11 protein-coding genes and 1 pseudogene are annotated in these 16,752 nt (G+C 54.5%); 1 reads left to right on the plus strand and 11 read right to left on the minus strand.

The window, feature by feature from the left end; genetic code table 11:
- Nucleotides 1–169: 169 nt before the first annotated feature.
- From mukB to cmoM, 4 genes are read right to left on the minus strand one after another with little or no spacing between them, the layout of a single operon-like run.
- Entirely contained in the window at nt 170–4,627 is a 4,458-nt protein-coding gene (gene mukB / locus WFK85_RS02070) for a chromosome partition protein MukB (protein WP_008461199.1), read from the minus strand.
- The gene (mukE, locus tag WFK85_RS02075; RefSeq protein WP_008461197.1) at nt 4,624–5,340 is read right to left on the minus strand and encodes a chromosome partition protein MukE; all 717 of its coding nucleotides are present in this window, start codon (nt 5,338–5,340) and stop codon (nt 4,624–4,626) included. Before mukE ends, mukB begins: the two co-directional genes overlap by 4 nt.
- The gene (gene mukF / locus WFK85_RS02080; protein ID WP_008461196.1) at nt 5,321–6,643 is read right to left on the minus strand and encodes a chromosome partition protein MukF; all 1,323 of its coding nucleotides are present in this window, start codon (nt 6,641–6,643) and stop codon (nt 5,321–5,323) included. The genes mukE and mukF overlap by 20 nt, the downstream gene beginning before the upstream one ends.
- A gap of 3 nt (nt 6,644–6,646) precedes the next feature.
- The gene (gene cmoM, locus WFK85_RS02085) at nt 6,647–7,423 is read right to left on the minus strand and encodes a tRNA uridine 5-oxyacetic acid(34) methyltransferase CmoM (RefSeq protein ID WP_039301582.1); all 777 of its coding nucleotides are present in this window, start codon (nt 7,421–7,423) and stop codon (nt 6,647–6,649) included.
- 132 nt (nt 7,424–7,555) lie between these two features.
- On the opposite strand from cmoM, the gene elyC reads away from it, so the two are divergent.
- Nucleotides 7,556–8,335 (plus strand): envelope biogenesis factor ElyC, encoded by a 780-nt coding sequence (gene elyC, locus WFK85_RS02090; RefSeq protein WP_166995504.1) that lies wholly within the window; start codon nt 7,556–7,558, stop codon nt 8,333–8,335.
- Here elyC and WFK85_RS02095 read toward each other — a convergent pair.
- From WFK85_RS02095 to WFK85_RS02125, 7 genes and pseudogenes are all read right to left on the minus strand, one after another.
- Nucleotides 8,312–9,205 carry a YcbJ family phosphotransferase gene (locus WFK85_RS02095; protein ID WP_166995503.1) on the minus strand — a complete coding sequence of 298 codons (894 nt, stop codon included), beginning with the start codon at nt 9,203–9,205 and terminating at the stop codon, nt 8,312–8,314. The two genes, elyC and WFK85_RS02095, sit on opposite strands and share 24 nt — an antisense overlap.
- Before the next feature lie 137 nt (nt 9,206–9,342).
- On the minus strand, nt 9,343–10,089 hold the full coding sequence (gene kdsB / locus WFK85_RS02100; RefSeq protein ID WP_008461192.1) for a 3-deoxy-manno-octulosonate cytidylyltransferase: 747 nt from the start codon (nt 10,087–10,089) through the stop codon (nt 9,343–9,345).
- The gene (gene ycaR / locus WFK85_RS02105; protein ID WP_008461191.1) at nt 10,086–10,268 is read right to left on the minus strand and encodes a protein YcaR; all 183 of its coding nucleotides are present in this window, start codon (nt 10,266–10,268) and stop codon (nt 10,086–10,088) included. The genes kdsB and ycaR overlap by 4 nt, the downstream gene beginning before the upstream one ends.
- A gap of 48 nt (nt 10,269–10,316) precedes the next feature.
- On the minus strand, nt 10,317–11,549 hold the full coding sequence (locus WFK85_RS02110) for a winged helix-turn-helix domain-containing protein (protein ID WP_336708489.1): 1,233 nt from the start codon (nt 11,547–11,549) through the stop codon (nt 10,317–10,319).
- A 43-nt stretch (nt 11,550–11,592) separates the two neighbouring features.
- Nucleotides 11,593–12,576 (minus strand): tetraacyldisaccharide 4'-kinase, encoded by a 984-nt coding sequence (lpxK, locus tag WFK85_RS02115; protein ID WP_336708491.1) that lies wholly within the window; start codon nt 12,574–12,576, stop codon nt 11,593–11,595.
- Nucleotides 12,573–14,321 carry a lipid A ABC transporter ATP-binding protein/permease MsbA gene (gene msbA / locus WFK85_RS02120; RefSeq protein ID WP_336708492.1) on the minus strand — a complete coding sequence of 583 codons (1,749 nt, stop codon included), beginning with the start codon at nt 14,319–14,321 and terminating at the stop codon, nt 12,573–12,575. Before msbA ends, lpxK begins: the two co-directional genes overlap by 4 nt.
- A gap of 37 nt (nt 14,322–14,358) precedes the next feature.
- A pseudogene (locus tag WFK85_RS02125) lies at nt 14,359–16,627 on the minus strand (ComEC family protein).
- Nucleotides 16,628–16,752: the final 125 nt, after the last annotated feature.

The following is a 16,752-nucleotide window of genomic DNA, read 5'->3' on the forward strand; positions in this document are numbered from 1 at the left end:
TTTATTACTGTGCTCACCGTCAAAGGCGGGAAGTATTCACCACTAGTATATAAACAGTAAAAACCATTTGCCTGACAAAATGTAAAGAAAATTAAAGATTAAGACTGTTCGCGACAAAGAAAAAGCGGGCCTTAGCCCGCTTGATAATATCGCATCCAGTAGCGCTGGTTTACGAGGCGTCAGCCGTTTCCGAACCCTGCTGCGGCTCTGGCAGCGCCGGAGCCGCAAAGCCACGCAGGCCAACAACGTGAACGTGCTCGCTGTTCTGGAAGACCTTACGCACCAGCTTATAGGTGGTGCCTTTTTCCGGGCTGATGTTTTCTGGAGCCGCAATAATTAATTGCATTTCCAGACGTTCACACAGCTCAAACAGCGTGGCGATGGACTTGGCATCCAGTCGCGCCGCTTCGTCAAGGAACAGCAGGCGGCAAGGGGAAATGTCTTTCCCACGCAGGCGCTGCGACTCATCTTCCCAGCTCTGAACAACCATCACCAGGATAGACATCCCGGTCCCAATAGCTTCCCCGGTGGACAACGCCCCGCTCTCTGCACGCAGCCAGCCGTCTGAACCACGGTTTACCTCAACTTCCATTTCCAGGTAGTTACGGTAATCCAGCAGCTCTTCGCCGATGGTCTGCGGCGTGCGCTGGCCCATGTCGATCTGTGGGTTAAGGCGCTGATAAAGCTTCGCCAGCGCTTCGGAGAAGGTCAGGCGATTGCTGTTGAACAGATCCTGATGCTGCTCATGCTGCTCGGAAAGTACGTTCAGCAGCGTTGCGTGAGCCTCGCGCACGTTGACGTTCAGACGAACGCTCTTCACCTGGCCGAAGGAGACGCTTTGCAGGCCCTGGTTGAGCATGCGAATACGGTTCTGCTCGCGCTGGATCGTCTTGCGAATGATGTTCGCCACGCTGCGGGAGCTGATCGCCAGTTTCTGCTCGCGTGAAGTCAGCTCTTCCGTCAGGCGACTCAGTTCAATTTCCATCTGTTCGATGGCTTCAACCGGATCGTCGGTACGAATGATGTCCTGGCGAATACGCTCGCGCAGATGCTGATAAACCGCGACGAAGAACTGGATCTTACGTTCAGGGCGCTTAGGATCTTCCGACAGACGAAGTACGTCACGCAGATGTTCGTTGTCGGCCACCGCCAGGCGCAGTGCACCCAACGCCTTATCCGACATGGAGCGCAGATCGTCCCCGGAGAGATAAGCCAGCTCACGACGATGCAGGCGGCGCTCAACGCCGTTGTCTTTCACCATACGCATGACGGCGCACCAGCCTGCTTTCGCCGTCACAACCTGCTCGCGCATTTCAAAGTAACTACGCTCCAGCTGCTTCAGCTTGCGGGTCAGGTTGTTCATCTCCGCTTCGCAGTAAGTCAGCTGCTTCTCAAGCTGATTACGGCGCGAGCGGTTGTTGCTGAGCGCAGTATGCAGCTCATCGCGGCGCGCACGTGCTCTTTCCTCCGCCCCGGTATCTGCGCGGACGCCGATATCCTGCAGTTCTTTATGCAGATCCGTCAGCAGTTCTTTTTTGGTATCAAACGAACTTTTCAGCGACGCCAGAAGCTGGTTGTACTGACCCAGCTGCTGGGCATGCTGGCGCAGCGCTTCACGGGAACGCGTCCGCTCCACTTCAGCCTGTTCCAGACGCTGGCGCAGCTTCTCATTCAGGTCGCTGTTGCCGTCCAGCATAGCGGCAGAATCGCTGTAGCTGAAGTGGGCGCGACGCTGCACGACTTCGGTCAGCGCAAACGCGCGCTGACGGGCATCACGCTGTATTTGCTGCGCGTGAGCGTAGTCGTCTTTAAGCTGCTCGAACTGTTCAGGGTCGCTCTGCAGCACGCTGGCAACGCCTTCCAGTTTGATTAACTGGTTGCCGTGCTGGTGAATAAAGCGAGCGGATTCTTCGGCTTCATCCAGGCGCTCCTGGATTTCATCGCAGCGATCGGCCAGCGTTTCGTCATTCAGCAGGCTAATGCGCGGCAACAGGCGGTTAAGCTGGGCCACGCCCTCTTTTGCCTGCTCAAACTGCTGGCGCTGCTGCTGATTGTCATTTTCGTGGTTGTTGATCGCCCGCTCAATCTCGCCGCGACGGCTGTTGAGGTGGCGAATTTCCGCCTCAGGATCGTCTTCAAACGCCACGCCCAGATGCTGGCCGATAAAGCGGCTAAACGACTGGTGCAGGCGCTGGTTTTTCTGCACATCGAAAGAAAGCGTGGCGAAGCGCTCGGCCAGTGACTCACGTTCGTTATGCAACGCTTCAAGGCGGTTTTCACGCGCGGCACGGCCAAACAGCGGCAGCTCCGGCAGACGCGAATAGCGCCACTGGCGTTCAGCGGTTTTGACGAGTACCGCCGTACCCATCTCTTCAACGGTAAACACGCTGTCATCGAACGAAGACGGGTCCCCTTCAATCAGGTACAGGTCTTCCGGGCAATCTTCCAGATTTTCCAGCTGTTCGCGTACTAAAGAAAGATCGGGCACCACGATGGCGTGACGGGATGGACCATACAGCGCGGAGAAGTATGGTGCATCTTCGAGACCGATATCGTCATAAATTTCAGACAGCAGCACGCCGCCAAAACGTTCGGCCAGCGCGTTGAGGCGCGGGTCTTCGGCACCGCCAGGCTGGCTGAGGCGTTCAATTTCGTCATCTACGGCACGTTTACGCGCCCCGACTTCGTCACGCTCAACGGTGGATTCGCGCTCGCGCTCCAGCAGTTGCTGCATGTACTCAGTCACCTGCTGGCTGGCTTCGAACTGCTCGCCGCTTTGCTCGCACAGCTGAGTCAGGCTGGTTTGCGCCGCAATCCATCTTGGCGCGCGCAGGTTCAGCGTTTTGATGCTGGCCTGAATTTGTTCCAGTTCCTGACGCAGCGCCATGCGCTGCTCGCTTGCTTCGGCTACGGTTTGCTGCAGCGCGCCGATGCGCTCTTCCAGCTCCTCATGCAGCGCTTCAAGCTCTTCCGGATCGAACTGTTTGCCCTGGCGTTTACAGAAGTCAGCGAGCAAGCGCTCAGCTTCCTGCTGTTCTCGCAGGCGCTGTTCCAGCTCGTTGAGACGCATACGCAACGGCTGGACCTGTTCGGCCAGATGGCGCTGGTTGCTACTGTCGCGCAGTAATTCACGCGCGGTGTCCCAGGCTTCGCTGCGGCTCACCGGGCCACTGATCGCCGTTACCAGTTGGTAAGCATGTTCGAACTGGCTATGCGCCGCCTGAGCCACGCTCATTTTCTGTTCAAGAGACAACAGCTTGTCGGTTGCTTCGATCTCTTTCGCTTTGAAAGTGTCCAGCCATTCATCAGCGCTGTCGGCGGTTAAATCCGGCAGATGGCAAAGCTCACGAGCACGCTCCAGCGCCTGAAGCGCCTGCTGATACTGAATCGCACGGGTCTGCTGCACGTCCAGCGCCTGCTGATAATCGGCAAGCTGACTCTTCAGCTCATCCACTTCCAGCTCGGCGGCTTCGGCCCGGGCCTCGTTTTCTTCCTGCTGCTCGTGCGCTTCGGCAACGATCTCATTTTGCTCTTCAAGACGAATTTGCAGCTCGTCGAGGTCAGCTTCGTAGCGCTCGATCTTTTCCTGCTGGCGAATCGCCGTTTGCACCAGATTCAGGTGATCGCTTGCGGCCTGGTAATCCGTTTCCAGATCGCCTTCCGCACCGCTGTGTTCACCCAGCTCGCGCGCCATATCAACGTGCTTATATTGTTCGGCGGCCAGCTGCTGGCGGCTAATCAACAGTTCGCGACGAAATTCCAGCGCTTTATCCAGGTGGATACGTCGTTCGTTGGCGTGGCGCATGTAGTCTGCCGCCACATAGTCAGTCGCTTCCGAGATTAAGTGCTTAAACAAATCACGGTCGGACTGGGTGACGCGAATCGCTTCCAGCGTCATGCGGTTTTCACGCAGCGCCGCTTCCATGTCCTGGAAGGCTTTACGCACGCCGCCGTTTTCCGGCAGCAGGTAATCACGCAGGGAACGGGTGATCGCGCTGGAAATACCGCCGTACAGCGAGGCTTCAATCAGGCGATAGTATTTGCTACGGTCTGCGGCGCTGCGCAGGCGACGGGCAACAATGCCCAGATCGAACATCAGCGAGTGGTAGTCGGTAATGGAGTTGAACTGTTTGAACTGCACGCCTTCAATGGCTTCAACTTTATCCTTAAGCTCCTGCAGGCTGAGTACGCGAGCCTGACGTTCATTCAGCGTTTCAGTCAGTAACTGCGTCGGCTGAATCGAGGTTGGCAAGCCCTGAATTGCAAAGGGTTTAATATCGACTTTACGGTCGCGCCCGGCGACCTGCTGCAGACGAACCCCCACTACAACGCGCTGATGGCGCGAGTTGATGACGTCCAGCGTGGAGTAACACACGCCGGCTTTCAGCTTGCCGTGAAGACCTTTATCGCGAGAGCCTGAGGTGGCCCCCGCCTCCGTGGTGTTGCGGAAGTGCAGCAAGGTTAAGTCCGGGATAAGCGCCGTGACGAAAGCCGCCATAGTGGTGGACTTACCCGCCCCGTTGCCCCCGGAAAGCGTGGTGACCAGCTCATCGAGATCGAAGGTACGCGCGAAGAAACCGTTCCAGTTAACCAGCGTCAGCGAGCGAAATTTTCCGCGTTCAATCATTCTTGTTCATCCTCCGCGTTATCCAGTCCTGGTTGTGGCTCATCGCTCTCATCATTGAGCTGCAGGCGACTTTCGACCGCCATGGCTTCGCCGTCGCGAATCATGCGCAGCTGAGCTTCGCGCGGGTCATCGCCGGTGCGCACATCGGCGCCGAAGCGGAAGACCGATTCGGTGATGCGGAATTTACTGCTGTCGTGGCCCATAAACCAGATCATGCCGAGACGGCGCAGGCGAGTCAGTGAAGCACGCACTTTCTCCTGCAGCTTTTGTCGGTCAAGGTCGGACCCGGTGGAGCGGTTGTTCACCAGCTTCAGCAGCTTGTTTTCATCCGCCAGCGTTAGCAGCTCGTCATAAAGCTCCTGCTGGGTGAAGATCCCTTCGTTGGCCAGACGTTCCGGGCTGAGATAGAGGTAGCACAGAATTTTGCCCACCATCATATCCAGCTCGGAGAGCACAGAACGAGGGATTAGCGTGGTGGAACGTGGACGCAGATAGAAAAATCCTTCTGGCGCACGGATGAGTTCCACGTTATAGCGCGCGTAAAACTCTTCCAGATATTCCTGGAAATCCATCAAGAAGGCGTGGTTGTCCAGCTCTTCGAGGCCAATATGACGCCCGGCGCGCAGCTGGCTGTCGAGCGCAGGAAAAAGAGGGTTAGCCAGCGCCTGTGCCAGTTTAACCGGCATCACTTGTTCAATATTTGTTGATGACATGCGCCTGTACCTTGGCTCCGTAATCGTTAATGGTTTGCCACTTAGCCGGCAATCCTGTGAAATCCGCTTCCGCTACGCCCAGACGCACCGCCTGGTCTACAACAATACGCGCCACGTCGAAGTGACGCGCGCGCGGGTATTGCACGAGGTAGTCACGTACCACAACGCCCAAATCAAGAGGTGCTTGTTGGGTTTTGTAGACCTGCAGCGCCGCTTCAATCAGCGCCGCCAGCTGTTCACGAATTTCGTTAAATTCTTCAAACTCGAGTTCACTTGGCAACTCGCCGGTGACCTCTTCATCCCGCAGTGCCATCTCTTCGTCACGCATATCCAGCAGGCGATCGGCGCTGGAGTAGGTCAGCGCCCATGGCGCATCGAAGTAGCTTTGCACCGACTGGCGCAGACGCTGAGCAAAGACGCGGTTTTTATCCATATCGATAGCGGTACGGATAAATTTATGCACGTGGCGGTCGTAGCCAATCCACAGGTCAATGGCCTGCTGGCCCCAGCTGATAATGCGGTCGAGTTTGCTTTGCAGGTCGAACACAAGGCGGTCTACAAAGTGAAGATCGTCGCGCCCCAGGGTTGAGTCCTGAACGCGCAACAGGTTGGCCTGCAGCTTATCCCCCGCGGCTTCGAGCGTATCCTGCAGTTCACGTAGCGTGCCGGATGTCTCTGACAACAGCAGTTCACAGCTTGAAATCGCCGCTCGCCAGTCTTTGTTTAGCAGTTGGGCAATGTCATCTTTTACCTGCTGCTGCTGCTCGTCCATAATGCGCTGGGTAAGATCGATACTGTCGAAAATCTCCGCCACGGAATATTTGAGCGGCGCATAAACATTGCGGTGCCAGTGAAATTCATCGCCATCTTCATCGGCCGCATCAGCGGCGCGCTTAAGCTCGCCCGCAACGATAGAAAGCTGCATAGACAGACGCAGCGTGGAAAACTCACGCTGGCGAATGTAGTAGTCAGTGATGCCAATCCCCAGAGGCGTCAGGCGATAAATGGCATTGCCTTCGGTTAGCTCGCTGACAAAGCGATTGAGCAAACGCTGACGGACCATATCGTTGATGGCGTTGTTCGCGCGCACGCTGATGGTTTCGCTCGTTTGTTCAAAACCATCGCTGACGTGACGAAACGCATCAATCAGCTCTCCCTCGCTCAGCTCGCCATCAAGGCGCTCGCCGTTTAAGGTGGCCACGGCCAGCAAAAACGTCAGGCGCTCCGTCGGTAGCGAGATCGAAAAATCATTTTTCCTGGCCCAGGCAACCAGTTCAGGCACTGTCTGGGAAAAATCACTCATAATTTATCCTTGGCTCTGCGGCTTAAACGCGGTTACGTGAATATAGCGGCCGAGACTGATAAACGGCTCCTGCCGACAATAACGCGTCTCCAGCGTCAGCAAATCGTCAAAACCATCTCGTTGTTTGTGTTTATCTCGCAGGTAATCGTGAAACACCCGCACGCCGGTTTTACCGGTAATTTGCCAGCCAATTTGCTCCAGCCAGTGATAAACCTGTTCTGGCTGCAGCGGATTGTCGGGCGAAAGGGTTTTGCGCTTATTTTTTTTCATCCCCTGCAGTACATATTCGAAGTTTCCGACAAACATGTTTCGCATCAGCAGGCCGTTTGCATTGTAGAACATTAGCGACAAAGTGCCGCCGGGACGCAAACAATCCCAAAGCGCTTTTAGCACGGCCTGAGGATCGGTGACCCACTCAAGCACCGCATGAAACAATATCAGATCAACCGGGCTTTCCAAATGTTGAGCCATATCCTGAGCGGCAGATTGTACAAAATGCATGTTGTCGCTCACACCTTTCTCCTGAGCGAGCATTTTTGCACGCGCAATCATTTCGGCGGACACATCGCAAAGCACGACCTCATGCCCTCGCTCAGCAAAACGGGTGGCCGTTTGCCCCTCCCCACCGCCGGCGTCCAACACCTTTAAGGTTGCGGGCTGTGTCGCCAGAAAAGCATCCAGATCCTGCCAGAGAATCGCCTGCCGCAACTGGCCTTTGGTTGTGCCATAGATATTGTGCGAAAACTTCTCGGCAATATCGTCAAAATTGCGGTCACCCATGGGTACAGCTCCGTGGCAAAAGAGGTCATCTGACAAAACCGCTATTTTGGCACAGGCGGGACGAGAATGAACCCATCTGGTGTAATATCACGGGGGTTTACCTGCTGGATGGTTAAAAAGGATCCGAATTTCATGCTTTTTATACTGAAAAAAATCATTGGCGGGCTGCTGCTTCCCCTGCCATTCCTGCTGTTAACCATGGGCGTGGCTCTGGCACTGCTGTGGTTTACCCGCTGGCAAAAAACGGCCAAAGGGTTACTCACGGCCAGCTGGCTGGTGCTTTTTCTGATTAGCCTGCAGCCCGTCGCAGACTGGATGCTAAAGCCTATCGAAGACACCTACGCCACTCGCCAACACGGAGACAACGCCCGCTACATCGTTGTGCTGGGCGGCGGTTATACCTGGAACCCGGACTGGGCCCCCAGCTCAAATCTGATCGACAACAGTTTACCGCGACTCGCCGAAGCGATTCGTCTGAAACAGCTCAATCCGGGGGCAAAACTTATCTTTACCGGAGCCAGAGCAATGACCAACCCCGTCAGTACCGCAGAAGCTGGTGCCAGGGTTGCGGAAAGCCTCGGCGTTGCCAGAGACGACATCATTACGCTGGACACACCAAAAGACACAGAAGAGGAAGCCCATGCCGTCGCGAAGCTGATAGGCCAGCAGCCGTTTATTCTGGTGACGTCAGCTTCTCACCTGCCACGGGCGATGATCTTCTTCACCCGGGCCGGGCTGCATCCTCTCCCTGCCCCGGCTAACCAGTTGGCGATAACCTCTCCGCTGAATCCGTGGGAGAAGGCTATCCCCGACCCGGTATGGCTGATGCACAGCGAGCGCGTGGGCTATGAAACCCTCGGGCGCCTGTGGCAGTGGCTGAAAGGCCCTTCAGGAGAGCCAGGGCAGCAATGACTTAGAGGCGTTGTCAAACACCGGCCGGTTCAGTCGGCCGGTTTGCAGCAGGTGTGCTACCTCATCCCACAGCACATATAGCCAGCGCCGCCAGAGAAAAGATTCGGCAACCGGGGCGCGCTGCAAATAGTGCCAAAGCAGGCTTTCGGCCTGACCTGGCTCAGCCAGGCGAAACAGCTCATATTCTCGCGGCGCCCAAAGCATAACCCCGGGGTTAACCATCGCCAGCAATTGATCGCTACGAGAATCCTTGAGCATGCTGCGAAGGGAAAAATTGCCGTGAATAAGCACGCAGTTATCGCTGAAGTCTTCGAACATACGCGGCAGACATTCTCGGGTACGAAACAGAATACGTTTATCCTGCATGGTTAACCCGGTGTTCTGGTACTGATTGAGCGTAGTCCAGAGCACTTCGACTCGCTGGCGGTACCAGTGCGGCCAGATGTTTTCCTGAGTGCTGTCGACGTTTCCCACACAGCCGCTGCTGTCCACGCGATGCCAGGCTAAGAGCCCCTCAACAATCTGGTCTTTGAGCTGCTCCCAGCGGTTAGGCGTTCGGGTTGGTGCTTCACCGGGAACCCCTCGCAGGCGCTCCATCAGTAAAACGTCCGGGCCAGGATGTTCTTCGTGAGTCAACACGCCGTAGACCACCGGCATGCGGACGGTGCCTGAACGCGCCAGCATCGACATTTTCCAGGCCAACTGAGTCGCCAGGCCCGGCGAGGTAAAGCTTTTGGCGAGCAGCGGCATTGCGTGGCCGCCGCTGTCATAGAGCGACCAAAGTGCAGTTTCCGCATGTTCGCTAATGCACTCAATACGGCTTAACTTCTCACCCAGCAGGTGACTTAGCTCCTTACGCAGCAATTCCATACCGATTTCCCCTGGTAATACTGTTGATTTAATAATGAGCGCACCAGGCGAAGTTGTCACCACTCCAGATCAATTGGGTTTCAGAAAAAGAAAAACCGGCCTGGTTAGCCGGTTTGATTGTTCACGCTGAAGGTGAATTAGCGCATTGCCAGACGGACGCGTTCAAGATCTTCTGGGGTGTCCACACCAATACTTGGGATGGCTTTCGCCACGGCAACATGTATTTTTTCGCCGTTCCACAAGACGCGCAGCTGTTCAAGCATTTCGATTTGTTCAAGCTGGCTCGGTGCCCAGCTGACGTAGCGACGGATGAAACCAGCGCGGTAGCCATAGATGCCTATATGACGCAGGAAGGTATCGCCAATCTCTTCACGTGAAGCGGCAAAACGCTCGCGATCCCACGGAATCGTGGCGCGTGAGAAATAAAGCGCGTAGCCCTGCGCATCCATGACCACTTTTACCGCATTCGGATTAAACGCTTCTTCCGCAGATTCAATGGGTACTGCGAGGGTCGCCATGCCAGCTTTGCTGTTCGCGACGTTGTTAGCAACCTGCTGAATAATCACCGGGGGGATCATTGGCTCATCGCCCTGCACGTTCACGATCACCGTGTCGTCGCTGAAGCCACATTTCTCAATAACTTCTGCCAGGCGTTCAGTGCCGGACTGATGATCGGGGCTGGTCAGGCAGACTTCTCCTCCCGCAGCTTCGACGACTCGTGCAACTTCCGGGTGATCGGTCGCGACAATGATACGCTCAGCACCTGATTCGCGCGCGCGGTCCAGAACATGCAGCACCATTGCTTTGCCGTTAATCTCTTTTAAAGGCTTACCCGGCAGACGCGTGGACGCATAGCGAGCGGGAATAATGGCGACAAAACTCATGGGTTGGTCTCGTCTGAAGTCAGCGTCCGGGCTTCACTTTCCAGCAGAACTGGAATGCCATCACGCAGCGGGTATGCCAGGCCATCAGGCTTGCAGATAAGCTCTTGCTTTTCCTGGTTATAGTAGAGCTTGCCGTTACAGACCGGGCAGGCAATGATTTCAAGTAAACGACTTTCCATAATTACTCCAGATGAGTGCCATCAACGGCACCAGAATAGCATAAATGACTAGCCAGCCGGGGCCATTTCCCAGCTAGTACCCCAGCTTTCTCTTAATTCTGCGGGCAAAATACCCAGGGTAAGATGCGTCGCGGATTGCCATCGCGCAAATTCCGTCAGTGCACCACGCAGACCTGCCTGCAAGGCGTCGGTGATTTTTATGCCCTCTTCCAGATAGAGGCTTATGACCTCCAGCTCCCCCTGCTTACGGTGCATTTTGGCGTCTATCCTGCCCACCAGCGCCCCTTTGTGCAGCAGCGGTAAAACAAAATAACCATAGCGACGCTTTTCCGCTGGGGTATAGCATTCCAGTCGATAGGAAAAGTTAAACAGCACCTCTGCTCTGCGACGATCCCAAACGACCGGGTCAAACGGCGAAAGCACGGCGCTGTGGGTAGCGTTAAGCTGATTTTGCTGCGCTTTTTCAAGCAGTGGTAGCAGCGTATGATGCAGCAGCATATCGCCCAGTTTATCGGCCTGGACGCGAATGACATTGCCTGATGAAAGCCAGCTTTCTATCAGGGGCTTTAACGCAATATTTTTCAGTCGGTAGTAATCAGCGAGCCATTCCGGACGGAAGATCCCCAGGCTACAGGCGCTGTTTTCCAGCATGAGTAACTCAGCCTCGGGCTGCTCAATCAGATGCAAGGCATCGTTCCAGTGCGGCATAACGCGCTGGGTTAAATCGTAAACTCTTTGAAAATTACGCCGTTCCGTCACCATCACCTGTCCGGCGGTAAATAACCCCTCAAGATGTTTTTTCTGTGGCTTCCATTCCCACCAGCCGATCGCGCCTTTGCGTGGATGCTCAAAATCAGCTGAACGGACGGGGCCATTGTCTTTGATATAAGCGAGCAGCTGGCTGATATCTTCCGCATGCTCATTCATCCATTCGGGACGGTATTTCCAGCCCATGTTTTCAGGGCTCAGCATCCGGTGGCGAATGAGCGCAAAATCTTTTTTCGGCAAAAAACAGGCTTCATGCGCCCAGTATTCGATTAGCTCTCCGCTCGCCAGGGCGCTATCAAGCCAGCCGGATTCATACTGCCCAAGGCGACTGAACAAGACGAGGTAAGGGCTGCGGGCAACAATATTAATGGTGTCAATTTGCAGCAGCGACATGCGGGAAATCGCGTCGGCAACGTCAGAGGGCCGTGCACGACGACGAGGCTTTTGAAGTAATCCCTGGGCCGCAAGGTGGAGATTTCGGGCTGCTCGTAATGAAAGTTGTGAAACGGTCATGGCACACCTGTAATCAACGAACGAAAAACCGGTTCCGCAGAGATTAACGCACCAGCGCCAGTAATTGCTTGAGGAGAGTTTCCACGAGAGGTGAATCAAGCTGCGCATCAACCTGCAGATACCACCAGTTTGTATGCCCCCCGGCAAACGCACGGCATTTTACTGCATCTTTTTCCGTCATCAGTACGACTTGCTCCGCCGTCGCGATAGCCAACATATCCTGTTCGGTAATTGCCTGATGATCGGCCAGCGCCACTGTTTTCACCGGCGTAATACCGCATTGCGCAAGCGTGGCAAAGAAACGCGGCGGATGGCCAATGCCGGCCATAGCCACAACGTCAGTAAAATCAGTGACCGGCCGGCGTTCACCGGTGAGTACGTTAATGGCGAGCCCGGGCTTCAAGCGCATGGCGATTTCACCAGCCTGCGGTTCCCCACCATTGACGATAATTGCGTCCACGCTGCGCAGACGCCCGGCTCTTTCGCGCATTGGCCCGGCAGGTAACCACCAGCCATTACCGAACCTGCGGGCCCCGTCGATCACAACGATTTCTTTATCACGCCCTAGAGCATAATGCTGCAGGCCATCGTCGGTAATGATGATTTGCGGAGCTTCAGCCGCGATGAGGGCTTTTACAGCCTCGCTACGCTTTGGTGCAACGGCGACGGGCGCTCCGGTGCGTTGAAAAATAAGTACCGGCTCGTCTCCCGCTTCGGAAGGTGTGGTTTTTGCGTCAAGCAGCAAAGGGTACGCTGCCGCTTTTCCGCCGTAGCCCCGGGACACAACGCCAACTCGCACGCCACGCTGCTGTAGCTGTTCCACAAGCCAGATAACAACGGGGGTTTTCCCGTTTCCCCCCGCCGTCAGGTTTCCAACGACCACCACAGGTACAGGGGCACGCCATATGGCACGCAGACCAATACGGTAAGACAGGCGAATAACGCCGCTCACCAGGCCATAAAGCCAGGAAAGCGGCAACAGCAGCAGATAGAGAGGTGATTTTCCCGACCAGATACGCTCTATCATTCGCCGAATTGCATCTTATGTAGCTGGGCATAGACGCCACGATGGGCCAGCAGCTCCACGTGAGGCCCGCGTTCGACGATACAACCATCTTCCACCACCACGATTTCATCAGCCTGCTCAATCGTCGACAGACGGTGAGCAATCACCAGTGATGTGCGGTTTTTTTGCAGTTCATCCAGGGCAGATTGAATCGCGCGCTCCGACTCAGTGTCGAGCGCAGAGGTTGCTTCATCCAGGATCAGGATGGGGCTGTCACGCAGCAGCGCGCGAGCGATAGCGATACGCTGACGCTGGCCACCAGACAGCAGCACACCATTTTCACCGATAATGGTATCCAGCCCGTTGTCCATTTTGCTAATGAAGTCCATCGCGTAAGCCATGCGCGCGGCCTTTTCGATATCTTCACGGGAATACTCGCCGGTACGGGCGTAGGCAATATTATTCGCCACGGTATCGTTAAAGAGATGAACATTTTGCGACACCAGCCCCACCTGATTACGCAGAGAAGCAAGGGTGTATTCGCGTATGTCGTGCCCGTCAATCAGGATTGCACCTTCCTGCTGCTCGTAGAAACGCGTGATCAGGCTGGCAATCGTCGATTTACCCGAACCTGAACGCCCTACCAGCGCAACGGTTTTTCCTGCTGGAATGGTCAGGTTGATATTGCGCAGCGCCGGGACATCACGGCCTGGATAGGTGAAGGTCACATTGCGGAATTCAACGTCACCTTTAGAACGATCGATGACCAGTTTGCCACCGTCCTTTTCCTGCTCAGAGTCAAGGATAGAGAACAGCGTTTGGCACGCTGCCATCCCGCGCTGGAATTGAGCGTTGACGTTAGTCAGTGACTTAAGCGGACGCATTAGCGCAATCATGGAGGAGAACACCACGGTAATGGTGCCGGCTGTCAGGGTTTCCATCACGCTAGGGAAGCTGGCGGCATAAAGCACAAAGGCCAACGCAAGGGAAGCAATAAGCTGAATAATCGGATCAGAGATAGAAGAGGCTGAAACCAGCTTCATCCCCTGATTACGCATGCGGTTACTGACTTTGTCAAAGCGATCGGTTTCTACCTGCTGGCCACCGAAAATAAGCACTTCTTTGTGCCCCTTCAGCATCTGCTCTGCGCTGGTTGTCACCTGCCCCATGGTGTTCTGCATGTTTTTGCTGATATTACGGAAGCGCTTAGAGACGAAGCGAATGGCAAAAGACACAACCGGTGCCAACACGATCAGGATCACTGAAAGCTGCCAGCTGTACCAGAACATCAATATAAACAGGCCAATAATTGATGCTCCCTCACGGACAACGGTGATCAGCGCGCCGGAAGAGGAAGAGGCAACCTGTTCTGAGTCATAGGTAATACGGGAGAGTAACGTCCCGGTGGACTGCTGGTCGAAGAATGAAACCGGCATCCCCATCATGTGGCTGAACAGTCGGCGACGCATGTTCATGACCACCATACCTGACACCCATGAAATACAGTAGCTTGAAACATAGCTGGTCACGCCGCGCAGCAGCATCAACGCAATCACGGCCACTGGCATCCATAGCAGTACAGAAGAGTCCGTTTTACCAAAACCATCATCCAGTAATGGTTTAAGCAGCGAAAGCATGTAGGTATCACTCGCCGCATTGAGGATTAACGCTATCCCAGCCACAATCAGACCCGTTCTAAAGGGGGAAATCATCGGCCAGAGCCGGCGGAAAGTCTGCCATGTGGAGAGATCTTTATCGTTCTGCATTAAGTCGAACCAGCCTTTTATGAAATAGCCGCATATTCTACCCATTATCTCGGGTGACGCCAAACCACTGATGATACCAACGGGGCAATATTTGTTCTCTGAAGCCAGAGATTTGCCATTTATCACCTTTTATTTCAATTGTCAGCTGCCCTGATTGTGCCGTGTCATGCCACTGATAACCGTATTGCTGGTAACGATGAATAATTGTTGAAGACGGTAGGCGCCAGGCGTTAAACCTGGAAGCAGAAGCCAGTGCCACGCTGCCTGAAACGGCTCTCAGTAAAGGACCGCTGGACGAAGTTCGGCTCCCGTGATGTGGAACCTGCAGGACGTTTGCTTCTAGCGTTTGCCACCGTTTTCTCAGCATCGCCAATTCTGCATTCGCCTCCAGGTTCCCCCGTAAGCAAAAGGCTAAATCCTCCGTGACTAACTTTAACCACACAAGAGCGATTGTTGCTGCTTCCCTCATACTCTTCGGGTGGCCACAGCACATCGAATTGAATCTCCTGCCATGCCCATTGTTGACCACGAAAGCAAGGCTCATGTCCCTTCCAGCGTAAAGGACTACGAATATTTAAAGCAGGCCACTGCTGCTTAAGACTTTTCAAGCCGCCGATATGATCAAGATGTTCATGGCTAATAATGACCTGCTCTGGCTGAAGGTTTCGCCATTTTAACCAGGGAATAATCACGGTTTTAGCCGCGTCTCCTCCTGGCCATGCGTTGCCCGTGTCGTAGAGTAACGCTTTCCCTTCACGCTCAATAACCACGGCAAGCCCATGCCCCACATCAAGCATATGGACGGCCCAGCTATTTGCCTCCGGCTTACGCCAAAAGGGAAACATCATCATAAGCAACACTGCTGCTGCCGTAGCGAAAGAGCTTCGCCAAAAACCGAATCGCCATATCACTATGGCCCACCAGGCAATGAACGCCAGAAATTGATAACGGCGATCGAGTTCTTTCCACCCATCCGGCAACCCAGCCAGTAACCCGAATACTCCTGCAAGTGATTTATCGGCCAGTGACCAAAGCACCTCGCCTATGACAGGGACTTCTCCGAACACCATACCGGCTAAAATGAAAGGCACGCTAACGAAGGTAATCAACGGCACAGCGAAGAGATTAGCGGCCAGCGAAGTCATACTGATGCCGTGAAATAAAATCACCTGAAGTGGAATGAGCAACAGCGTAATGCCTGTTTGCAAATAAAGCAGATCGGCAAAAGGCCGAAGCCAGCGATTTATCGTCATGCGAGGCAGCGGCACCCACTGGTACCAAAAGATAAGCCCGCATACCGCAAGCGCGGAAAGCCAAAGACTTTCAGACAAAATAGCCATCGGTTCGCTAAACACAATGCCCGCTACACAGCACAACAACACATCCCAGGATGACCACTTTCTGCCGCTCAGACGTAATATTGCCCAAATGCCCATTCCAACCTGGGTTCTGACCGCCGGCGGATTCATCCCTGACAGCCAGGTGTAAAATAGCGCGACGCTAAAACTCATCCCCAGGGGAAAACGAAACCCTATCATCGAAGCTGGCAGGCAAAATTGCAGAACCCGAGCAAACAGCCAGCCAATCCCACCGGCTAACGCAATATGCAGCCCAGAAATGGCCATCAGATGTGCAGTCCCGGTATCACGCATGATTTTTTTGACGTCTTCGCTGACATCTATTCGCTCCCCAAAGCCCAGAGCGATAATCACACCCTGCCACGGGAGATTAGCGGTAGCATTTTTGGCTTGTTGGAGCCATTTACCTCGAAGATTACAGCCGCCCGATAGAAGGCTTGCTTTCAACACCCGACCACTAAACGGCAGCATCTGCGAAAGCGCATAGCGCTGTCCGTCAAAAATACCTTCATTAAGACGCCCATGTACCGGGCGAAGGCGTAGCGTCATTAACCATGTTTGCCCCTCACAAACAGGCTCAGGCAATACGCTATTTCGCAATACAACACCTGGCGCAGGAAACAGGTAACGATCATCCCGTTTGACTATCTGCAGTTCATGCCGTTTTTCGCCATCACTTCTCGTAATTTTCACCTGCACGGTCAGCGGTTTCTCCCCAAACTCAGAGAACATATCCAGCATTTGCCGCGCACCCAACAGGCTCCAGCTCAAGAATAAAAGGCAAAGCACCAGATAGCGCACCCAAACGATACGGCCCCAAAAACAGGCCAATGTCAGTGCAGCCGACACGAACAGTAAAATCCCATTTTGTTCTGGAATAACCGGCAGCCATAACAGTGGTAAAGCGCTAATCAGAACGGCGCCAGCAACGGCAGGAATAGAAAACACATCCACCTCCTTGTTACAGGAAGTGTGCGGGAATCTTGAGATTAAATCAGGAAGCAATTGGAGAAATACGTGATGGCTTGAACGCCGATGAGTCCGGCTTAACAATATTGCGTTAGCCTTCAGGA

The sequence above is a fragment of the Cedecea sp. VD22 genome (assembly GCF_037150195.1).
Classification (GTDB): domain Bacteria; phylum Pseudomonadota; class Gammaproteobacteria; order Enterobacterales; family Enterobacteriaceae; genus Cedecea.

What these genes read in the sequence shown, in the direction of transcription:
- ycaR (WP_008461191.1), bottom strand. Translation starts at nt 10,268, where the DNA reads ATGGAAAGTCGTTTACTTGAAATCATTGCCTGCCCGGTCTGTAACGGC.
- cmoM (WP_039301582.1), bottom strand. Translation starts at nt 7,423, where the DNA reads ATGGGTGACCGCAATTTTGACGATATTGCCGAGAAGTTTTCGCACAAT.
- kdsB (WP_008461192.1), bottom strand. Translation starts at nt 10,089, where the DNA reads ATGAGTTTTGTCGCCATTATTCCCGCTCGCTATGCGTCCACGCGTCTG.
- lpxK (WP_336708491.1), bottom strand. Translation starts at nt 12,576, where the DNA reads ATGATAGAGCGTATCTGGTCGGGAAAATCACCTCTCTATCTGCTGCTG.
- mukB (WP_008461199.1), bottom strand. Translation starts at nt 4,627, where the DNA reads ATGATTGAACGCGGAAAATTTCGCTCGCTGACGCTGGTTAACTGGAAC.
- elyC (WP_166995504.1), top strand. Translation starts at nt 7,556, where the DNA reads ATGCTTTTTATACTGAAAAAAATCATTGGCGGGCTGCTGCTTCCCCTG.
- mukF (WP_008461196.1), bottom strand. Translation starts at nt 6,643, where the DNA reads ATGAGTGATTTTTCCCAGACAGTGCCTGAACTGGTTGCCTGGGCCAGG.
- mukE (WP_008461197.1), bottom strand. Translation starts at nt 5,340, where the DNA reads ATGTCATCAACAAATATTGAACAAGTGATGCCGGTTAAACTGGCACAG.
- WFK85_RS02110 (WP_336708489.1), bottom strand. Translation starts at nt 11,549, where the DNA reads ATGACCGTTTCACAACTTTCATTACGAGCAGCCCGAAATCTCCACCTT.
- msbA (WP_336708492.1), bottom strand. Translation starts at nt 14,321, where the DNA reads ATGCAGAACGATAAAGATCTCTCCACATGGCAGACTTTCCGCCGGCTC.
- WFK85_RS02095 (WP_166995503.1), bottom strand. Translation starts at nt 9,205, where the DNA reads ATGGAATTGCTGCGTAAGGAGCTAAGTCACCTGCTGGGTGAGAAGTTA.